The following is a 19,570-nucleotide window of genomic DNA, read 5'->3' as shown; positions in this document are numbered from 1 at the left end:
TTGCCTCTAAGCTTCGTCGAGGTGGCGCAGGATAAAAGGAAGTGTCGCGCGCATGGTCCGGAGATCGCCGTCGCTGGCTGCTTGCTCCCCAAGGTAGTCACCATGGTTTCCCGGCACGATCATCAAGCGGCTCCCCGGGATGGCCCGGACCAACTGCACTCCGTGCTCGGGCCTGATCACGTCGCGGTCGGCGAGCAACACGAGAGTCAAAGCCGTGATGGAGCCCAATTGTTCGTCGGACCATCCCGGAAAAGTCAGCATTCGCTGGCTGTCCAAGACAAAAAGTTTCTCAAGGTGTTGAGGGTCCGGATTGAGCTTGAGGTCGGCCTCGCGGTAGACCTCCGGCATGTCTGCAGAGGTGGCGTTTTGGAGTCCATCCCAGAATCCTTCTACCATTCCGTCGCGTGCGGCCATGGACGACGCGACGATCAGCTTGCGTACCATCGCCGGATGTTCCATGGCCAAGGCGAGGGCGGTGTGCCCGCCGGCGCTGAAGCCGAGCACATCTGCCAGGGGAACGTTCAGCTGACGCAGGACCGCCGCGACGTCCGCGGCTGAATTTTCGGCGGTGAGGGGGCGATCGATCGGCGCTGTGTGGCCGTGGCCTTCCTCTTCGACGGCGATGACGTGCCTTGTCTCGATCAGCAGCGGGATGAGCTCCCGGAAGTTCGACTCGATCGTGGATCCGCCCCCATGGATCAATAACAAGGGCGTACGGTCCGGCCGAGGTTCGCCATGAACCTCGTAATACATCCGCAGGGCGCCGTTGTGCGCGTAGCCGTGCTCAAAGTCCACGTGCCCACCCTAATCGCAGACTGTAGCTACTTGGCAAGAGCGTGGGAACTCAACGCGCCTCAATATTTCGCTTAATGAGAATGAGTATTGATAGCATCAATACTCATTCATCGCTCCTACCCGAAAGTTCCCCATGCACTCTGCCCTCCTGGTTCAAGACTTGAGTGTGTTCCTCCGGGGACGCGCCCTGATTGAAGGAGTCAGCTTCGCTATTGACCCGGGTCAAAGACTGGCTCTTCTCGGAGCCTCGGGTTCGGGCAAGTCCCTGACCGCCGCTGCCCTGCTGGGACAGCTTCCAGCCGCGATGAGTGCTTCCGGGCGGTTGCAGATCAACGGAGTGGAAGTGCCGTTGTCCAAGAGGCGAAGCAGTCGCGCCGGGATCACCGCAATCCATCAGGACCCGATGTCCGCACTCAATCCCTTGGTGCGCCTGGGCAAACAGCTTGAGATCCCGCTGCGGCATGCGGGCCTCCCGGCCTCCATGGCACGGAAGCGGGCACTTGAACTACTCACGTCGGTGGGAATAGAGGAAGCCGAACGGACCATGGAAAGCTTCAGCGGCAAATTGTCGGGCGGTCAGCTGCAACGGGTCTGCATCGCACTCGCCTTGGCCTGCCGTAGCACCGTTCTGGTGGCGGATGAAGCCACTACCGCCCTGGACATGGTCAGCCAGGCAAAAGTCCTCGATGCCCTTGCACGGAATTTCACATCCGCCGGCGCCATGTTGTTCATTACGCATGACCTTGCTGTCGCTGCGGCCTTTTGCCACCAAGCCCTTGTCCTGAAGTCAGGCAGGATCGTCGAAAAGGGATCGATGGAGTCCCTTGTGGACCGGCCGGTGCACCATTACACGCAGCAATTGGTGGAAGCCGCCCATGTCGGCTTTGATTCCCTTCCCCCGGAAGCCACAGCATGAATGCTGTATTGAGCGCCGACAACCTGGGACACAACTACCTAGACAGAGGGTTCCTGAAGCAACGCTCAGCCCGGTCCGCATTGCAGGAGGTTTCCCTCAGCGTTGCCTCCGGGGACAGCATCGGCTTGGTGGGTGGCTCGGGCGCCGGAAAATCGACCCTCCTTCGTATCCTTCTCGCGCTGGAAAAACCGGATACCGGAGCCGTGAAGTTCAACGACACCCCGGTGGTGCCTGGCTCGGCCTCGTCGTTGAGGTGGTACCGGCGCTTGGTGCAGTACATCCCACAGAATCCCGCGACGAGCCTCGACCCGGGCATGAATGTGGAGCGCCTCCTCTTGGAACCACTGAGGCAACTGCGCGTCAGGGGAGACCACCAGCGCATGGTCCTGAACGCCTTGGAACGAGTCGGCCTGGATCCAGGACTGCTAACGCGTCGGCCACGTGAGCTCTCCGGCGGCCAGAACCAGCGCGTGGCCATTGCTCGTGCCTTGGTCCCGTCGCCGAGCATCCTCCTTGCAGACGAGCCGGTCAGCGGGCTCGATCTTCCGCTCAGGAACACAGTATTGGCGCTGATGGAACAACTGATCCATCGGGACGGACTCGGGCTCCTGTTTGTCTCGCACGATCTGGCTGCCGTCGCCCGGTTGTGTTCGCAGACGCTGGTTCTCTCCGGGGGACGCATCGTGGAACAGGGACCTACCGCGGCCGTGTACACCCACCCGCGGGCCCGGGAAACCAGGGAGCTCGTAGCTTCGATCCCCCGGTTGAGCAGATTCAAAGGCACCCCATGAATGCACCCACTACATTGAACTCACGCCCGGAAACGGCGCCTCGACTCTTGCTCGCCAGCCAGCTCATCTTCAACCTCGGCTTCTACTCCGTTGTCCCCTTCTTGGCGGTCTCCATGCGTGAGGACTTCGGCATGGGGGCAATGGCCGTGGGGACTGTCCTTGGTGCCCGCACCTTTGCCCAGCAAGGACTGTTCCTCGCGGGCGGCGCGGTCGCGGATCGTTGGGGAGCCCGGCCTGCAATGATCGCCGGATGCCTGGCCAGGATCGCTGGCTACGTGCTGTTGGCCTGGGCCGCGGATTTCCCCCTTTTCCTCCTGGGAGCCGTCATCACCGGGGGCGGGTGGCGCCCTCTTTTCTCCTGCGTTGGAGAGCCTTGTGGGTGCGGCTGAAGAGCGACGCGCCGCCACGCACCCACACAGAACCACGTTGTTTGCCCTGCTGGTCATTTGCGGGGAAATCGGGGCCGTGGCCGGTCCGTTGCTCGGGTCCGTCCTGCTTGATACAGGCTTCGACTCGGCCCTGTTCGTCGGGGCGGGTGTCTTTGCCGTGATGTCGGTGGTCTTCCGCTTCTTCCTTCCAGCGGCTAAGGCGAGCGCCGTCAAACCTTCCGCCGGGCACCCCGCCGCCGCACCGCCGTCGGGCACTTGGTCATGCCTCAAGGAAAAGCGCTTCGTCGCCTTTGCGGCCTTCTACAGCACCAACCTCTTTGCCTACAACCAGCTCTACTTCGGGATGCCGATCGAACTGGAACGAAGTAGCGCGGGACTGGGTGCGCTTTCCGCGATTTTCGCCTATGCGTCCATCCTGACCATCGCCCTGCAGTGGCCCATCGCGAGGCTCATGAAACAGAAAGGACCGGGCGTTGCGCTCGCCACGGGATTTGCCATTCACGCCTTGGGGTTCGTGGCTATCTCAGCAATGGCCGTCTTCCCGCCGCCCGCCGCATTCCCTGCGCTGCCGGCGTTCCTGCTGGTCACTGCGCTCGCCTTTGGGCACATGTGCGTGGCACCCGTTGCCATGGATCTGGTCCTCGATTTTGCCTCAGGACGCCCCACCGGCGCTTACTACGGATTGCTCGCGAGCTGCGGCGGAACGATGGTTCTCCTCGGCAATGTGGTCCTTGCTCCGCTCTATGAACATGCCACCACGCCATCCCTGGCCGCGGCCTCTCCATGGCTGGTGTCGGCAGTCTTCGCCACAGTCTCCGCTTCACTCATTCGTCGCTTCCTTCCGGCACGCATCCCGGCGTCGCGCCCGCAACAACTTCAACCTGCCTAATCCACTCACACCCACGAAAGAAAGGCACCAATCCATGGCCATTTCACGTCCAAAAGCAGTTGCCGCCATACTCCTCGCCTCCGCAATGGCTGCCGCCCTCAGCGGTTGCGTCGCCCCAGGCAACACGCCAGCCGCCAGCAGTACTGACTCCCGCATCAAGGTGGCCATGTTGCAGCCACCCCGGTCGGGACTCACTCCCCTCAGCGACGATGCTTTCAAACTCTCGCGATGGAAGACCGCGGAGACCCTGGTTGTCCTGGATGCCCTCGGCGATGCCCAGCCATCGCTTTCAACAGCCTGGAAGCAGCTGGACAGCAAAAACTGGCGCTTCGAGCTCCGTGGAGGTGTGAAATTCCATGACGGGACGCTACTGACGGCGGAGCAAGTGGCGGCATCGTTGACGGCGGCGGCCAATGCCAAGCCCAAGCCGCGAATCCTCGACGGCGTCCAGCTAAGCGTCCGGACTGACGGCGGGAACGCCGTCGTCGTCTCCACTCAGGCGGACGATCCGCTGGTTCCCCAGCGGCTTTCGAGCCCCCAGCTTTCGATCCTTGCCGCATCCGCCTACAAGCCCGGCGGAGTCGTCAGCCCCATCAACTCCGGCACCGGACCCTATCTCCTTGCGTCTGCGGACGGTACTAGCTCCGCAACCCTCAACCGTTTCGCCGACTACTGGGGAGAGAAGGCCGCAAGCAGCGGCGTCGATGTCCAGTACGTCCCCGACGGCACAGCGCGCGCAGCAGCGCTGAGGACCGGAACTGCCGACGTCGTGGAGGCAATTCCCGTAGGCCAAGTCGCCCAGATCAAGGCCGACTTGATTCACGAAGTGCCCATGCCCCGCACCAATACCCTCTACCTGAACACCAAGGCCGGACCCTTCGCGGATCCGTCGGTCCGGGCAGCGGCACGCATGTCGATCGAACGGGCCACGATTGTTGAACGGGTCTACGAGGGACGTGCGGACGTCGCCGAGGGCCTCCTGGGCCCGGCCCTCCCCTGGGCGGCCAAGGAACGGCAAAACACCTCATACGTCGAGGCCCTGAAGAAGCGGGCAGAAGCGGCCCCCGCCGCTGGCCGCCGCATCAAGCTCGGCACGTTCACGGACCGGGCCGAGCTGCCCGAGGTCGCCGTGCAGCTCGAGCAACAGCTCGAAGCCGCCGGCTTCATCGTGGAGCAGGAAGTCCGCGAGTACCAGCACATCGAGGCGGACGCCCTGGCCGGCAAATTCGATGCCTTCATCCTGTCCCGCGCCACGGTCCTGGATTCCGGCGACCCCGTGGCCTACATGTTCAGCGATTTTGCCTGCAAGGGGTCCTTCAACATTTCCCAGTTCTGCGATGCGGAGGTGGACGCGGCACTGAGCCAAGCATCAGCGATTCCCGCAGGCTCTGAGCGTCGGGCAGCAATCGCCGCCGCCGAGGCACTGATCCTCTCGAAGGACGCGGCCGTGCCGCTGCTCCACGAACGCGTCATCCAAGGCGAATCAGCAAGAGTCCTGAATGTAGAACGTGATCCCCGCGAGCGCGCACTGATCACCAGCAAGACAGGAATCACTGACTAATGTGGGCCCCGGCGTTCATCAAAACCGCGGTTTCCCGAACCGTGGCACTCCTCTCGATTGTTGTGCTGATCGGGCTCTTGCCATGGCTTTCGGGACAAAGGCCGGAATACACCATCCTGCGGGCGCGGTACGCCGACCGGGAAGCGACTGATGAAACCCTGGGCATGATCCGTGCCGAGCTCGGGCTCGATCGAGGACCCCTGCACATCTTCCTTGACTGGGCCGGAGGGCTGTTGCGGGGAGATATGGGAAATTCCTGGATCACCAACACGCCTGTTGGTCCCGGCACCCTGGAAACCCTGGGAGTCTCCGTCACCCTGATGGCCTGTGCGGTGGTCGTCGCAACAGTGGTGGCTACCGGCCTGTGCGTTCCGTCCGTGCTACGGGGGCTGGCCGGGAACCCCGGGCGAGGCTCCGGCGTCGTGGCGGCGGCCATGACCGCCCTCCCTGAGTTCCTTTTGGCAGCGATGCTCCTTGTGATCGGTGCGGTGTGGCTTGGCTGGTTTCCGCCATACGGCTGGCAGGGCCTGGACCACGCGGTGTTGCCGGCCCTCTCTCTTGGCCTGCCCGCTGGCGGCCTGATCGGACGCTTGCTTTCCGACGCCGTCAGCTCGGCGTTCGCGGAAAAATGGGTGGGTACCTGGGCCATGGCGGGAGCAGGCCGCGTCAGGCTCACCGCGGCCGTACTTCGCCGCGCGCTGCCGTCGGTGATGAGCCAGATCGGGCTTGTCCTCATCGGCCTCACCGGCGGAGCGGTTGCCGTGGAGAAGGTTTTTGCGATTCCCGGATTGGGCCGGGCAGTCCTGGGCGCGGCGAGCGCCCAGGACATACCCGCGCTGCAGGCAGGAGTGCTGGCGCTTCTGCTACTGGCCGTTGGAGCAGGTTCCGTGAGCGCAGCGGCCCGGTACCTCTTGCTGGGAGCAGCACTGCGTTCGGGGACAGTTCCTGTTCCGGACTCGCCGGGAAGATCACGACGGCGGGATGTCGCCATTCCGCTCGTCGCTGCGGGAGCGTTGCTGCTCATCGTCGTCGCGGGCTTGCTGCGCGATCCATTCACGTCGAGCCATGCACGGCTTGCGGGCCCGGGCTTCGAGCTGCCCTTCGGGGCCGATGCCAGCGGACGCGACCTCCTTGCCCGGGTGGGACACGGTGCCGTACCCACTTTGGGAACGGCTTTGCTCGTGGTTCTGGCTTGCCTTTTGATCGGGATCGTCGTCGGGCTCTTCCCGCTCGCGACGACCGGTCCCCTTGAAGTAGCGAACGCCGCTCCACCCATCCTGGCCGGATTGATCGTTGCGGTGGTGACCGGGGCGTCGGCCGAAGGCGCAGCGATTGCCGTCACCTTAGTCAGCTGGGCGCCCCTCGCCGCGCACACTGCGGCTTTGGCGCAGGAGGCCAGGGCGCAACCCCATGTGAAGATCCTTCCGGTCCTGGGCGTGGGGCGGGTCCGGATCCTCTGGCGCTACATCGTTCCGGCGATCCTTGGCCCCGTCTTCAGGCATTCGATGCTCCGGATACCGGGAATCGCATTGGCCCTTGCCGCCTTGGGGTTCCTGGGGCTCGGCCCCCATCAGCCATCGCCCGAGTGGGGCCTCATCCTGGCTGAGGGGATCAACTACGTGGAGCGGGCCCCATGGGCAGTTGCCGCCCCGGCGTCGGCGTTGATCCTCGCCTCGATCCTGGCAGTGTCCATGTCGAGCGTGACGTGGTCGCGCAAGGATCAGCCTCTTGTTGCAGCCAACCGAATGGGAACGTAGCCCTGCCTGCGGCCGTCCTCATCGAGGAGGTTTCCGACGAGCTTCGTCGTTCGCATCACCACGGATCGGTCAGCAATGCGAACGTCCGGGAGCTGTCTCTCGATGGCCGCCTCGAGCCGTGAAATGTCCTCGAGCGTGCGCATCCACACGGCCATGGCGATGTTGTATCGGCCAACCACCGACATGACCGTACGGATCTCATCCAGGCGACTCAGCTGACTCCCGACACGTTCGGTTTGGGCCGCCGGGACGGAAAGAAAGTACCAAGCGTAGACCGGCCAACCGGAGTGCGACCGGACAATTTCAGTACGAAGTTTGAAGGTGCCGGCGGCCAGCTGGGCGTTGATGGACTCGCGTACGCGGCGGGGAGCGAGGGCGAGGCGTGCGGCAATCGCCCCAGCCGTAGCCCGCCCATTCCGGGCCAGCTCCAGAGCGATCGCATCGTCAATCTCGCTACTCCCCTTAGTCCGAGCCCTCCCGGATGCCAATCGGCGGAGCGCTTCCACTTGGGCCCCGTCGAGTGCGCGGAGGCGCCATTGGCTGGCGTCCGTCAAAAGCTTGGCAATGGGGTGGGAATGGACTCTCGCCACGAGGTCCAACGTTTCAATACGCTCAAGCAGGTATCGGTACAGGGCTTGGTCAGTGGCAGCCGCCACGGTGACCACCAGATCCCTGGCTCCGCCGGTGATATCGACCGTCAGGGCTTCGGAAGCATTCCCCAGAACGTGCGCCAATTCCAGCAGCTTGCCCGGCTTCGCCTCGATTTCGACAATCGCGCCAACCGGCGACGAGCCAAAATTCGCATAGCCGGTTACCCACGCGAGGCCCTCGCCTTCGAGCTTTTCCCAACGGCGCGCCAACGTCACCGGATCAACCCCCAGGATCTTCCCGAGGCTCGTCCACGATGCCCTGGGTTGGACCTGGAGGGCGTTCAGCAGCTGGAGATCCAGCTCATCAAAAGCCATTTCCTGCACATTCTCCAGTTGTCTTGTCACTATCCTGCGATTCTCAATGAATACTATCGCTTATCCATATTCTTCTTGAAAGCATTGCGCCGCCCACCCAGACGTTCGCCCCGACGACGCTCCCCTTGGCTGCGGCCCCATGGACGTTTATTTCGACAACACAATGGGCACAGATTCCTCCCCGCCCACATTGGAGAACCATGAATCACATTCCGTCAGCCGACATGCCCCAGGCAGTGGACGTCAGGCTCCACCTTGGGCAGAGCATCAAAGACTGCCGGTCTGGAGTCCAGGAATTGGCAGAGGGCATTCACGGCAGGCCGGAGTTGTCCTTCCGTGAGGAAGCTGCCTCGGCGTCCATCGCCGGCTTTCTGTCCTCGGCAGGATTCGCCATGGAGCGTGGAACCGGGGGAATACCCACTGCCTTCACTGGCACGATCGGAACCGGTCCGCTCACCGTGGCCCTGTGCGTCGAATACGACGCACTGCCGGATATCGGACATGGTTGCGGCCACAACCTCATCGCCGGAGCTTCTGTGGCGGCAGCCGTCGCCCTGGCCCCTTATGTAGACGACCTCGGCATCACCCTGAAGGCAATCGGCACACCTGCTGAGGAGCACGGTGGCGGTAAAGCCCTTTTGCTCGAAGCAGGCGCGTTCGACGGCGTCGGGCTCGCTCTGATGGCCCACCCGGGCCACGAGGGAATGACGGCGAATCCCCTAGGAACGAGTTCACAGGCGGTCGGGCGCTACCGTGCAACATTCAGCGGTCAGGCCGCACACGCGGCTGCGATGCCTCATCGCGGAATTAACGCCGCCGACGCCGCAATCGTGAGCCAAGTGGCCATCGGGCTGCTCCGGCAACAAATACCCGGAGATCAGCGGATCGGCCTTTTCATCGCCGAGGCCGGGGCCGCCACGAACATCATCCCCGACCGGGCCGTCGTCGAATTCGAGTGCCGCGCCTTTGCCCTGAGCGATTTCCGCGAGCTTCTCGCGAAAGTGAAGCGCTGCTTCGAGGGCGCCGCCGTGGCAACCGGCACGGAACTGACCATCGAAGCGACCGAACCCCTCTACGAGCCCCTCATCCAGGACGCGGAACTGGCAGGCCATTGGATTGGTGCCATGGCGGCGCGGGGCCGGGACGTCTCCGCTCCGGCCCCCGACTACAAGGGCGGAGGATCCACGGATATGGGCAATATCAGCCAGGTCATCCCCAGCATCCATCCAATGTTCAGCGTTCCCGGTGCCGAGGCTCCCATTCACTCTGCAGGATTTACCGCGGCCGCCAACACGCAGGCTGCCTACGAGGTGATGTTCGACGCCGCGTACGGGCTGGCGTTCACGGTTGCCGCTGCCGCTTCGGACCCTGTTCAGAAGGCACGGTTCATCGAGGCTTCCTACGTTCGCAGCACCCACGAAGAGGCAAGGGCATGACTACCTCCACCAGACCGTCCATCGCCGGGCCCCGAATCGCTGTTCCCATCGCTGTCCTTGCGCTGGCAATCGCCGCCTCAGTCCAGCTCATCGGACAATTGAAGATCAATGTCGGGATTGGTTCACTGGTCATCTTTCCCATGGTCTGGGGCCTGCTGGCCGGCCTCGTCCTCTCAGTCCAGAAGATCAAGCCGATCCCCATGAAGCTGCAGAAGGCAGCTTCCGCTCTTGCAGCGGCGGCGGTCATGCTGCTGGTTGCCCGGCTGGCCTTCGACATCGGCCCCAGCCTGCCCAAGCTCATCCACGCAGGCCCGGCCCTCCTTCTCCAAGAAGCAGGGCACATGCTTGGAACCATCGTCCTGGCGCTCCCGCTCGCCGTTTTGCTTCGCATGGGCAAAGCCACTGTTGGTGCCACGTTCTCCATTGACCGCGAATCGGCATTCGCCATGGTTTCCAACCGCTTCGGAGCGGACTCCGACCAATATCGCGGCGTCCTGGCCATGTACGTCTTCGGAACGCTTTTCGGCGCCCTGTACATCACCCTGGTGACGTCCATCGTCGCGAACTGGAAGATCTTCGACCCCTTGGCCTTGGCCATGGGCGCCGGCGTCGGTTCCGGATCGATGATGGCGGCGTCCGCAGCGAGTATCGTCGCCGCTTATCCAGCGGACAAAGACGCGATCCTTGGCATGGCGGCAGTCTCCAATCTCATCACCAGCCTCCTGGGGGTCTACGTCGGAATCTATGTGGCGCTCCCCCTGGCTGATCGCTTCTATCGCTTCCTCACCCGCAACCGCTCACTTGTCGCAGTTTCCGAGACTGTTTTGGTCGGCCAAACAGGTTCCGGAACGGCGTCCGGGGCAGCCGCTGCGGTGGATGACGATAACGCTTCATTCCGCGAGGAAGTGGCAGAATCGACTGCGCACGTTGCCATCCCCCTGTGGCTGTCGCTCAGTGTTCTAGCTGTCCTCGGACTAGCCACGGCCTTCGTGGCCGCGAAGGGATTCAGTTGGGAAATCGTCGGCGGATACACCGTCATGATCGCCCTCCTGCTCGCGGGAACGGCATTGGAGAAAGTAACCAAGAAGGTCTCAGCGATCATCTGGGTGACCACCATCGGAGCCTACATCTCGAGCCCTTGGTCGCCCCTGGCTGAACCGCTCCATCGGCTCGTCGGCTCCGTTGACTTCCTGTCCATCACCACGATCGTGTTGACGTTGGCCGGCCTTTCGCTGGGCAAGGACTTCAGTCTGCTACGTCGCATCGGGTGGAAAATCATTCCCGTGGGGCTCGTGGCAATCACGGCATCGTTCCTACTCTCCTCCCTCATTGCCGAGTTCACGCTGGGCTTCTGGAGGTAAGTACGGCACTCTCCTTGCCACGGCAAGGGTTGCCGGCGCCCCGAGGCGTCGGCAGCCCTTGCCCGCTTCGTGTATTCAATAAGGGAACCGGCATGGCTGTTGGCGCCTTCGATCTTTTTTCCACCGAGGTCATCCTTCCCGAGGAAGTGGAGGAACGGCTCGCCTCGATCGCCGGAACCGGCACCCTGAACCTGGCCGGCGGACTGAAGGTCCGCCGTCGGGCCCCCGACTGGCACGAACGCCGGCTGCCAGGGCGAGGTCGGGTCCGCGTCCTCGATGGCCGCCGCGGGCCTGGCCGAAGTCATGGGCGGCTCCCCGGGACAGGTGGAGAACGCGGCCGAGATCGCGATGGAACACAACCTGGGCCTGACCTGCGATCCGATCGGCGGGCTCGTCCAGATCCCCTGCATCGAGCGCAACGCGATCGCCGCGGCCAAGGCCATCAACGCCGCGAAGATGGCGCTCTGGGGCGACGGCACGCACCGGGTGTCCCTCGACGAGGTCATCGTGACCATGCGGGAGACCGGCAAGGACATGTCCTCCAAATACAAGGAAACCGCCATGGGAGGCCTCGCCGTCAACGTCGTGGAGTGCTGAGGGGCCTTTCGCCCTCAACAACCGACCAGTTTCGCCCCTGATACTGCCGCGCCGGCCCGGAACCAGGCGCCCGGACCGGGAACCCGCGTCAAAAACAGTAGATCGTTGAGGAGGCCACCCTCCAAGCGGGATCCCGAGCAATTGACTCATTCGAATATATGTTCGAAAATTGAAGCATGCCTTCTCGCCTGACTTCCGCCTCGCCGGCTTTGCTGCGCGATGACTTGCAGGCGAAAATCCACCTGATGCAGGGCAAACGCGGCAGTGAAAGATCCCTGCCCGTACTCCCCTCGCTCAGCAGGCTTCTCCCGGGCGGGCTTCGTCCGGGTGCGGCATATTCCATCCAGGGATCCATGTCACTGGCCATGGCATTGTTGGCCGGCCCCTCACTCAACGGCTCTTGGTGCGGGGTGGCAGGGCTTCCTGACTTCGGGGTCGAGGCGGCCGCAGGTTTCGGCGTTGCGCTTGATCGGCTGGTGCTGGTGCCAGACCCCGGGGCCAGCTGGACCCCGGTGATCGCCGCCATGGCGGACGTACTCTCAGTGGTGCTTGCTTGCGCCCCGGAAAGGGTCGCACCGGCCGAGGCCGCCCGTTTGGGAGCCAGGCTCCGCGAGCGGAGTTCCGTCCTGCTTGTCTTGGGACCATGGCCGCAGAGTGAAGCCATCCTACAGGTGAATGGATATGAGTGGGCCGGGCTCGGGCAGGGCCATGGACATTTCGCCAAGCAGGAGCTCGAGCTCGAAGTCGCTCTGCGGGGCAGTTCCCGCAGGGCATCCGTGGATCTTGCGGACAGCGGTCCGGTAGATCTGTCCCGCCATCGGATGGGGGCATGATGCTGTTTCAGCTTGAAACCCCGGTGCGCGCGTTGGTGACATGGTTCCCGGATTGGCCTCTCGTCGCCGCCCGCTTGGCAGATGCCCTGCCCCCGGACGTCCCTGCGGCAGTCATCGGCCAAGGTGTCATAGCAGCCTGCTCCGCGGAAGCACGCGCAGAAGGGGTCGTCCGGGGCTTGCGGTTGCGGGAAGCGCAGACCCGTTGTCCCGACTTGGTGGTATGCGCCGTTGATCCGGTGCGGGATGCACGGGAATTCGAACCTGTGCTCTCGTCGCTTGAGGAACGGGCTCCTGGCGTGGAAGTACTCCGCCCGGGCCTCTGCGCTATCCGGGCCCGTGGCGCCGCCAGATATTACGGCGGCGAGGAAGCGGCCGCCGGCGCTGTACTTGAATCAGCCGACCGCCTCGGCGTGGAGACCCGGGTAGGGATCGCCGACTCCGTGTTTGCCGCAGAGCAGGCAGCCCGGAGCACCAGCGAGCTCTCCCCCCTTCTTGTGCTGCCGTCGGGTTCCTCCCGGGATTTCCTGAGTCCATTTCCTGTGGAGGTACTGGGACAGCCGAAGCTGGCTTCCTTGCTCAAACGCCTTGGCATTCTCACCTTGGGGAGTTTCGCGAACCTTCCAATTGCAGATGTCCGTGCCCGTTTCGGTGCTGCCGGAATCAGTGCGCACGCTTTGGCAAGCGGCCAGGATCCCCGCAGGGTGATCCCCCGGAAGCCCCCACGGAAACTGGATGAACGGGCAGAGTTCGAACCGGGCCTGGACCGGGTTGACCAGCTCGCGTTCCAGCTCCGTTCCACGGCAGACACCTTCGTGGCCGGACTCCAGACGGAAGGTTTGGTCTGTACGGAACTGAGGGTTCTGATCACTGACGAGGAAGGGAGCCGCTCCGAACGGACGTGGGGGCACCCCCGCCACTTCACAGCCAGCGACGTCGTGGACAGGGTGCGCTGGCAGCTTCAGTCACAGCCCCCCGCCAACAACAGAATGCCCGACGGCGGCATAACCGGCGGCGGGCTGTCCTCACCGGTCACCCGGGTAGAGTTCGTCCCCGTCCGGGTGGATTCGATCGCCCATCATGGGCGCGCTCTCTTCGGAGATGGAGCCGAGGAGCAGATTCATCACGGACTCAGCCGGATCCAAAGCATGCTCGGACATGAAGCCGTAGTAGTGCCTGCGATCTCCGGAGGTCGCTTGCTGGCCGAGCGGCGCCGCTTGGTTCCTTGGGGAGATGCCTTGCCGGCGGGAACGGCTGCCCTGGCCGCCAGGCCGTGGCCAGGCAGGATTCCAGACCCACAGCCCGCCACGGTGTTCGCTTCCCTCATCCCGGTCCTGCTGCTCGATGCGGACAAGGAAAAAGTCCGCACAGACCATCGCGGCGGATTGCTTGCCCCACCAATGTGGTTCTGTCCCACGGGAGACCCCGCACGACGGCGACTGGTGGCTCAGTGGGCGGGCCCCTGGCCGCTGCGGCAGAGATGGTGGGACGCCGATCACCGCCTTGAAGCGGACCGGTTCCAGCTTGTGGACGGCAACGGAGAGGCTTGGCTCCTTCTCCTGGACGAGCAGAACTGGTGGGCAGAGGCCCGCTACGACTGAACGCCAGAGTGGAACACCAAACTTTTAGGCAGGAAAGACAAAGATGGCTTGGAACAACCCATCAATTCCATGGTCGGAGTTCGAACGCACGCTGTCAGACCGGCGCGCGCCGGACAAACACAAAACCAAAGGCGACGGCGGTGACAGCCCCGCTTGGTCAAGGAAACGCGGGCCTTACCGTCCGGTCCCCCTCGATCCCGCGAGGACCGCATCCCGGGCGGGTGCCGCCGTCGTGCCTTATGCCGAACTGCACGCGCATTCGCACTACAGCTTCCTGGACGGCGCCTCCTCGCCCGAGAAACTGGTTGAGGAGGCGGTCCGGCTGGGCATCCATGCCCTCGCGCTGACCGATCACGACGGCTTCTACGGGATCGTGCGAATGGCGGAGGCCGCCGAAGCCTACGAGCTGAAGACAGTGTTCGGTGCTGAGCTGTCGCTCGGGCTCAGCAAACCCCAACAAGGCGAAGCCGATCCCGAAGGCGATCACTTGCTCGTCCTCGCCCGTAAGGAAGAGGGCTACCACCGGCTGGCAGGGGCGATGACCACCGCACATCTGGCCGCTGATGCGGAAAAGGGCCACCCCATCTACGATCTCGATACCCTGGCACACGCCCTCAAAGACCATTGCCTGGTACTGACCGGCTGCCGCAAAGGCTCAGTCCGGAGAGCCCTTCTCAGCGACGGCGAACAAGCCGCTGCCCTTGAGGTGGATGCGTTGATCGAGAGATTCGGGCGGGGAAATGTGGTGGTGGAGCTCTTCGATCACGGGAATCCTCTCGATAGCAGCCACAACGACGCCCTCGTCCGTATCGCCGACCGCGCGGGCATACCTTTCATCGCTAGCAACGCCGTACATTACGCTGCCCCGGAGGGATACCCGCTGGCCACGGCCATGGCAGCCGTCCGGGCACGCCGCAGTCTCGAGGACTTGGACGGATGGCTGCCCGCAAACAGTGGCGCCCATCTGCGGGGCGGTTCCGAGATGGCGGCGAGGTTCACCCGCTACCCCGGCGCGGTCGAACGGACTGTCGAGATCGCCGATGAACTGGCCTTCCAACTGCGGGCCGCCCGCCCGAAGCTCCCGAAGCTCGATGTTCCCGCAGGGCACAGCCTTATCACCTGGCTCCGGCACCTCGTCGACGAAGGTATCAAGGAAAAGTACCCGGACGCCGACGAACGGGTCCATGGCCGGATCGAGCAGGAACTCGCAGTGATCGAGGCGAAGGACTTCCCCGGCTATTTCCTGATTGTGCACGACATCGTGCAGTTTGCCCGTTCCCGCGGCATCCTCTGCCAAGGCCGGGGTTCTGCGGCGAACTCGGCCGTCTGCTACGCACTGGGGATCACCGCCGTCGACAGTATCTTCTACAACCTTCCGTTCGAGCGGTTCCTCTCCAGCCTCCGCGAGGAAGAACCGGACATCGACGTCGATTTCGACTCCGACCGGCGCGAAGAAGTCATCCAATACGTCTACGGCAAATACGGACGGTTCAACGCGGCCCAGGTAGCGAATGTCATCAGTTACAGGCCGAAGAACGCCGTCAGGGACATAGCCAAGGCGCTCGGCTACAGCCAGGGCCAGCAGGACGCTTGGTCTAAGCGGCTCGATCACTGGGGCGATCTCAGCGAAGGCAAGACCAATAACATCCCTGCCCCGGTCCTGGACCTTGCCGATCAGATACTGGGCTTCCCTCGGCACCTGGGCATCCACTCCGGGGGCATGGTCCTCACCGAACGGCCTGTTGGCGAGGTGGTTCCCATCGAGCGTGCCCGGATGGAGAACCGTACGGTCCTGCAATGGGACAAGGACGATTGCGAATGGATGGGCCTGGTCAAGTTCGACCTTCTCGGCCTGGGAATGCTCGCCGCCCTGCAGTACTCCTTTGACTTGATCGACAAGCATTTCGGTGAGCGCTGGACCATCGAGACCATCCCGCGGGAAGAACAGGCTGTCTACGACATGCTCTGCCGGGCCGACTCGATCGGGGTGTTCCAAGTGGAATCACGGGCCCAGATCAGCACGCTCCCGCGGCTGAAGCCGAGGGAATTCTACGATCTGGTGGTGGAGATCGCACTGATCCGCCCGGGTCCCGTCCAAGGCGGCGCCGTCCACCCGTACATCCGCCGCCGCGCGGGCACGGAAAAAATCACGTATCTTCATCCATTGCTGGAGCCCGTGCTTAAGCGCACATTGGGTGTGCCCTTGTTCCAGGAGCAACTCATGCAGATGGCAGTTGCCGTGGGTGGCTGCACTGCCGAAGACGCGGACCTGCTCCGTCGCGCGATGGGTTCCAAACGCGGCCGGGAGAAGATCGAGACACTTGAGGCCAAGCTCTATGCGGGGATGGCGGCCAACGGGATCAGCAAGGACGACGCCGACGCCATCTACGCCAAGATCCAGGCCTTTGCGAACTTCGGTTTCGCGGAATCCCACTCCTTGAGTTTCGCTGTATTGGTCTATGCAAGCTCGTGGCTGAAGCTGCACTATCCTGGCGCATTCCTCGCGTCCCTGCTTCGAGCACAACCCATGGGCTTCTACTCCCCGCAAACCCTCGTGGCGGATGCCCGCAGGCATGGCGTCCACGTGTTGCGTCCGGATGTTCTCCGTTCCCTTGCCGAAGCAACCCTTGAAGTGCTCGACGAGCCGACGGAGGACCCAGGCCTGGTGGGCGGGATGGATTCCTGCCTGGACTTCCACCAGCCGAAGATCGGCCTCTTCCAGCGGGATCAACCACGCGAAGACCACCTGCACCGCCGGGATGGCTCCCATGCAGTGCGGTTAGGGCTCGACGGCGTCACATCCATCGGGACTGAGGTGGCGAAACGGATCGTCGCCGAGCGTGAAGAGCATGGCCCCTACCGGGACATGGCGGATCTGTCCCGTCGCGCGAATCTCAGCGCAGACCAGTTGGAGGCACTCGCGTCGGCCGGCGCACTCGATTCGCTGGGAATGAACCGCCGCGAAGCACTGTGGCAGGCCGGCGATGCTGCCCTGGAGCGGGAAGGGCAATTGCCAGGGACCCACGTCGCCGTCCAGCCGCCACTGCTGCCTGAGCTCTCCCCCCTGGAAAATGTCGCCTACGACATGTGGGCCACAGGAATCAGTACCGATGACCACCCGATGCGCCATGCTCGGGGCGGCCTGGATTCCAGGGGGGTGCTACGGGTGGACCGGCTATCCCAGGTCGAATCCGGCACGCGCGTTGAGGTGGCCGGCGTCGTAACCCATCGCCAACGCCCCCAGACCGCGCAAGGGATCACCTTCGTCAATCTGGAGGACGAGAGCGGCATCCTCAACGTCATCTGCAGCGTTGGCCTCTGGAAGCGGCACCGCCGCGTAGCCCGGGAATCATCCGCGCTGATCATCCGTGGCTTCCTCGAACGCTCGCCGGAAGGCGTCACCAATCTCGTGGCAGACAAGCTGGAACCGTTGGTCTTGACAGTGAAGTCCAGCTCCCGTGACTTCAGGTAGCTAGGAGTGCCACACGAGCGAGTTCCCGGTCGTGTTCATCCGGGAGGGGCACGTGTTGGCCTTTACTCAGGACCGTGATGCCAGAATCTGTCACGTTGTAGCCGCGCAGTCGATCCCGGTCGGGATCCAGACCGATGGTTGCGCCAGCCGGAACACTGATGTTCTTGTCCAGGATAGCCCGCTTGACCACGGCCCCTTCGCCGATGGTGACGTTGTCCAGCAACACCGAGTCGATAACGCGAGCACCATTGGAAATAAAGGCATCGTTGGAGAGCACCGAATTCTCCACGACACCGCCCGACACGATGACGCCGCTGGAAACGATTGAGTCCTGGGCCATTCCGACAGTGTCGCCGTCCCCGCGAACCATCTTGGCCGGAGGCGACGTGCTCTGCCGTGTGTAGATCGGCCAATCGGAATTGTAAAGATTGAACACTGGTTCCGGTGAGATCAAGTCGAGGTGAGCCTCGAAGTATGAGTCGATGGTGCCGACGTCGCGCCAATAGTTGCGGTCACGGTCCGTGGACCCTGGGACATCGTTGCTTGAAAAGTCGTAAGCGAACGCTTCGCCGCGGGAAACGAAATAGGGGATGATGTCGCCGCCCATGTCGTGCTTCGTGTCTTGCCGCGTGGCGTCGTGCTCAAGCGCAGCCACCAAGGCATCGGTGTCGAAGACGTAGTTCCCCATCGATGCCAGGAACTGGGAGGGATCGTCAGCAAGTCCGCGTGTCCTAGCCGGTTTTTCCACAAATGCGGCGATCCTCTTGGCCGTGCCGTCGCTCGCATTGTCGAAACTGCCGGGTTCCTCGACCTCGATCACGCCGAACTGGTCGGCCATGGTCAGCGGTTGACGCACGCCTGCCACAGTGGCTTTTGCACCGGAGATGATGTGGCTGCGCACCATTTGCTCGAAGTCCATCCGATAGACGTGGTCAGCGCCCACTACGACGACGATGTCCGGACGCGCGTCTTCGATGAGGTTGAGCGACTGGTAGATCGCATTGGCGCTGCCCAGGAACCAACTCTTGCTGACGCGCTGTTGGGCTGGCACCGAAGCGACATAGTTGCCCAATTGCGCGGACATCCGCCACGTTTCTGAAATGTGGCGATCCAAGCTGTGGGACTTGTACTGGGTCAGCACCACAATCTGCCAGTAGCCTGAGTTAGTCAGATTGGACAGGGCAAAATCGATCAGTCGGTAACTCCCAGCGAACGGAACCGCTGGCTTGGCGCGATCTCCGGTCAGCGGCATGAGTCGTTTTCCCTCACCACCGGCCAGCACAATCGCCAGGACCTTCTTCGAAGCCATCATCACTCCCTTGTGTTTACTGTTGGCTTTGGATCTGCTCACCCTGCGCTAGCGATAACGCTCAGGATGGTGTGCGCACCCCCGCTGCTTGACCGGCAGCGGGGGTGGCGATTTGTCAGGCGTTGGCGATCAGGCCCAGTTCGGCCTTGGACGCCAGGGAGGGGTGCTTCGGGAACACCCGGACGGTGTAGCCGAAGGATCCGGAGCGGTTGATCAGAACGGAGCCGGTGAACAAGTGGCGCCCATTGCCAAGGTCCTCTGCTTCGGTCAACTCCACTAGGGCTACGTCCTCGAGCGCGTCTCCGTCCTGAGCCCGCCCATACGCCACTTCCACCGACACGTCCTCGGGCGTGAGCTCATGGAGGGAGATGTAGGCGTTGACCTGGAGTGTGTCGCCGATCTGCGGCTCCTCGGAGACGCCGACGGAATCGACGTGTTCCACGATCAACTGTGGCCAGGCATTGCGGATCTTGGTGATCCAGGCTGCCAGTTCCTTCGCTTCCTTGAACGAGGCCGTTCCCGCCTGCCTTCCGGCGACAGCTGCCGGACGGTACAGCATGTTGACGTAGTCCTGGAGCATGCGTTCGGCCGAGACTGCCGGGCCGAGGTGGGCCAGGGTGTGTTTGATCATGGACACCCAGTGCGTCGGGATGGCCTCCGGGGCGGACTGGGAGGGACCTGCGGCGCCGGCGTGCTCGGAGACCGTGGAGCCGTAGAAGCGCGGGGCCACCTGGGTCTCGAGGAGCTCGTAGAGGGCGGCGGCCTCGATGTCGTCGCGTTCGCCGGGGGACGCGTCGTTGTTGGCGGTCGGGATCGCCCAGCCGTTCTCGCCGTCGTACATCTCATCCCACCACCCATCCAGCACGGACAGGTTCAGCGAACCGTTGATGGCCGCCTTCAT

Annotated in this window: 13 protein-coding genes and 3 pseudogenes; 12 read left to right on the top strand and 4 right to left on the bottom strand. The window is 63.4% G+C overall.

Annotated features, from left to right (window positions below; genetic code table 11):
- Positions 1–6: 6 nt before the first annotated feature.
- Complete coding sequence (locus AC1DLO_RS09140) at positions 7–795, bottom strand: alpha/beta fold hydrolase (RefSeq protein ID WP_476889962.1); 789 nt, start codon at positions 793–795, stop codon at positions 7–9.
- Positions 796–928: 133 nt separating this feature from the next.
- On the opposite strand from AC1DLO_RS09140, the gene AC1DLO_RS09135 reads away from it, so the two are divergent.
- Genes AC1DLO_RS09135 through AC1DLO_RS09110 form a run of 6 tightly spaced genes read left to right on the top strand, consistent with a single transcriptional unit; the run spans position 929 to position 7,098 of the window.
- Positions 929–1,711 (top strand): ATP-binding cassette domain-containing protein, encoded by a 783-nt coding sequence (locus tag AC1DLO_RS09135; RefSeq protein WP_476889963.1) that lies wholly within the window; start codon positions 929–931, stop codon positions 1,709–1,711.
- On the top strand, positions 1,708–2,502 hold the full coding sequence (locus AC1DLO_RS09130; RefSeq protein WP_476889964.1) for an ABC transporter ATP-binding protein: 795 nt from the start codon (positions 1,708–1,710) through the stop codon (positions 2,500–2,502). The genes AC1DLO_RS09135 and AC1DLO_RS09130 overlap by 4 nt, the downstream gene beginning before the upstream one ends.
- Entirely contained in the window at positions 2,499–2,891 is a 393-nt protein-coding gene (locus tag AC1DLO_RS09125) for an MFS transporter (RefSeq protein ID WP_476889965.1), read from the top strand. Before AC1DLO_RS09130 ends, AC1DLO_RS09125 begins: the two co-directional genes overlap by 4 nt.
- Complete coding sequence (locus tag AC1DLO_RS09120) at positions 2,878–3,780, top strand: MFS transporter (protein ID WP_476889966.1); 903 nt, start codon at positions 2,878–2,880, stop codon at positions 3,778–3,780. Before AC1DLO_RS09125 ends, AC1DLO_RS09120 begins: the two co-directional genes overlap by 14 nt.
- A gap of 34 nt (positions 3,781–3,814) precedes the next feature.
- Positions 3,815–5,341: an ABC transporter substrate-binding protein gene (locus tag AC1DLO_RS09115; protein ID WP_476889967.1), complete on the top strand. Its 1,527-nt coding sequence runs from the start codon at positions 3,815–3,817 to the stop codon at positions 5,339–5,341.
- The gene (locus AC1DLO_RS09110; RefSeq protein ID WP_476889968.1) at positions 5,341–7,098 is read left to right on the top strand and encodes an ABC transporter permease subunit; all 1,758 of its coding nucleotides are present in this window, start codon (positions 5,341–5,343) and stop codon (positions 7,096–7,098) included. The genes AC1DLO_RS09115 and AC1DLO_RS09110 overlap by 1 nt, the downstream gene beginning before the upstream one ends.
- On the opposite strand, the gene AC1DLO_RS09105 is transcribed toward AC1DLO_RS09110, so the two are convergent.
- Positions 7,062–8,063 carry an Lrp/AsnC family transcriptional regulator gene (locus AC1DLO_RS09105; protein WP_476889969.1) on the bottom strand — a complete coding sequence of 334 codons (1,002 nt, stop codon included), beginning with the start codon at positions 8,061–8,063 and terminating at the stop codon, positions 7,062–7,064. The two genes, AC1DLO_RS09110 and AC1DLO_RS09105, sit on opposite strands and share 37 nt — an antisense overlap.
- A gap of 200 nt (positions 8,064–8,263) precedes the next feature.
- Here AC1DLO_RS09105 and AC1DLO_RS09100 point away from each other — a divergent pair, with 200 nt between their 5' ends.
- The 6 genes and pseudogenes from AC1DLO_RS09100 to AC1DLO_RS09075 all read left to right on the top strand — a co-directional run bounded on the left by AC1DLO_RS09100 (position 8,264) and on the right by AC1DLO_RS09075 (position 17,360).
- Positions 8,264–9,499, top strand: coding sequence for an amidohydrolase (locus AC1DLO_RS09100; RefSeq protein ID WP_476889970.1), 1,236 nt, complete (start codon positions 8,264–8,266; stop codon positions 9,497–9,499).
- On the top strand, positions 9,496–10,860 hold the full coding sequence (locus AC1DLO_RS09095) for a DUF3100 domain-containing protein (RefSeq protein WP_476889971.1): 1,365 nt from the start codon (positions 9,496–9,498) through the stop codon (positions 10,858–10,860). Before AC1DLO_RS09100 ends, AC1DLO_RS09095 begins: the two co-directional genes overlap by 4 nt.
- Before the next feature lie 228 nt (positions 10,861–11,088).
- Positions 11,089–11,457, top strand: a pseudogene (locus AC1DLO_RS09090) (L-serine ammonia-lyase, iron-sulfur-dependent, subunit alpha); the annotation flags it as partial.
- A 176-nt stretch (positions 11,458–11,633) separates the two neighbouring features.
- Entirely contained in the window at positions 11,634–12,290 is a 657-nt protein-coding gene (locus AC1DLO_RS09085; RefSeq protein WP_476889972.1) for a hypothetical protein, read from the top strand.
- On the top strand, positions 12,287–13,888 hold the full coding sequence (locus tag AC1DLO_RS09080) for a DNA polymerase Y family protein (protein ID WP_476889973.1): 1,602 nt from the start codon (positions 12,287–12,289) through the stop codon (positions 13,886–13,888). The genes AC1DLO_RS09085 and AC1DLO_RS09080 overlap by 4 nt, the downstream gene beginning before the upstream one ends.
- A 43-nt stretch (positions 13,889–13,931) precedes the next feature.
- Positions 13,932–17,360: an error-prone DNA polymerase gene (locus AC1DLO_RS09075; protein ID WP_476889974.1), complete on the top strand. Its 3,429-nt coding sequence runs from the start codon at positions 13,932–13,934 to the stop codon at positions 17,358–17,360.
- A 16-nt stretch (positions 17,361–17,376) separates the two neighbouring features.
- Here the strand turns inward: AC1DLO_RS09075 and glgC are convergent.
- Positions 17,377–18,711 (bottom strand): annotated as a pseudogene (gene glgC, locus AC1DLO_RS09070) (glucose-1-phosphate adenylyltransferase); the annotation flags it as partial.
- A gap of 73 nt (positions 18,712–18,784) precedes the next feature.
- Positions 18,785–19,570, bottom strand: a pseudogene (locus AC1DLO_RS09065) (DUF3417 domain-containing protein); the annotation flags it as partial.

It is taken from the genome of Arthrobacter sp. 01T419 (genome assembly GCF_056398865.1).
Note: the sequence above shows the minus strand (reverse complement) of the source record. Positions and strands in the feature narration are given on the sequence as shown.

What these genes read in the sequence shown, in the direction of transcription:
- AC1DLO_RS09095 (WP_476889971.1), top strand. Translation starts at nt 9,496, where the DNA reads ATGACTACCTCCACCAGACCGTCCATCGCCGGGCCCCGAATCGCTGTT.
- AC1DLO_RS09075 (WP_476889974.1), top strand. Translation starts at nt 13,932, where the DNA reads ATGGCTTGGAACAACCCATCAATTCCATGGTCGGAGTTCGAACGCACG.
- AC1DLO_RS09135 (WP_476889963.1), top strand. Translation starts at nt 929, where the DNA reads ATGCACTCTGCCCTCCTGGTTCAAGACTTGAGTGTGTTCCTCCGGGGA.
- AC1DLO_RS09110 (WP_476889968.1), top strand. Translation starts at nt 5,341, where the DNA reads ATGTGGGCCCCGGCGTTCATCAAAACCGCGGTTTCCCGAACCGTGGCA.
- AC1DLO_RS09125 (WP_476889965.1), top strand. Translation starts at nt 2,499, where the DNA reads ATGAATGCACCCACTACATTGAACTCACGCCCGGAAACGGCGCCTCGA.
- AC1DLO_RS09130 (WP_476889964.1), top strand. Translation starts at nt 1,708, where the DNA reads ATGAATGCTGTATTGAGCGCCGACAACCTGGGACACAACTACCTAGAC.
- AC1DLO_RS09115 (WP_476889967.1), top strand. Translation starts at nt 3,815, where the DNA reads ATGGCCATTTCACGTCCAAAAGCAGTTGCCGCCATACTCCTCGCCTCC.
- AC1DLO_RS09105 (WP_476889969.1), bottom strand. Translation starts at nt 8,063, where the DNA reads ATGGCTTTTGATGAGCTGGATCTCCAGCTGCTGAACGCCCTCCAGGTC.
- AC1DLO_RS09080 (WP_476889973.1), top strand. Translation starts at nt 12,287, where the DNA reads ATGATGCTGTTTCAGCTTGAAACCCCGGTGCGCGCGTTGGTGACATGG.
- AC1DLO_RS09100 (WP_476889970.1), top strand. Translation starts at nt 8,264, where the DNA reads ATGAATCACATTCCGTCAGCCGACATGCCCCAGGCAGTGGACGTCAGG.
- AC1DLO_RS09085 (WP_476889972.1), top strand. Translation starts at nt 11,634, where the DNA reads ATGCCTTCTCGCCTGACTTCCGCCTCGCCGGCTTTGCTGCGCGATGAC.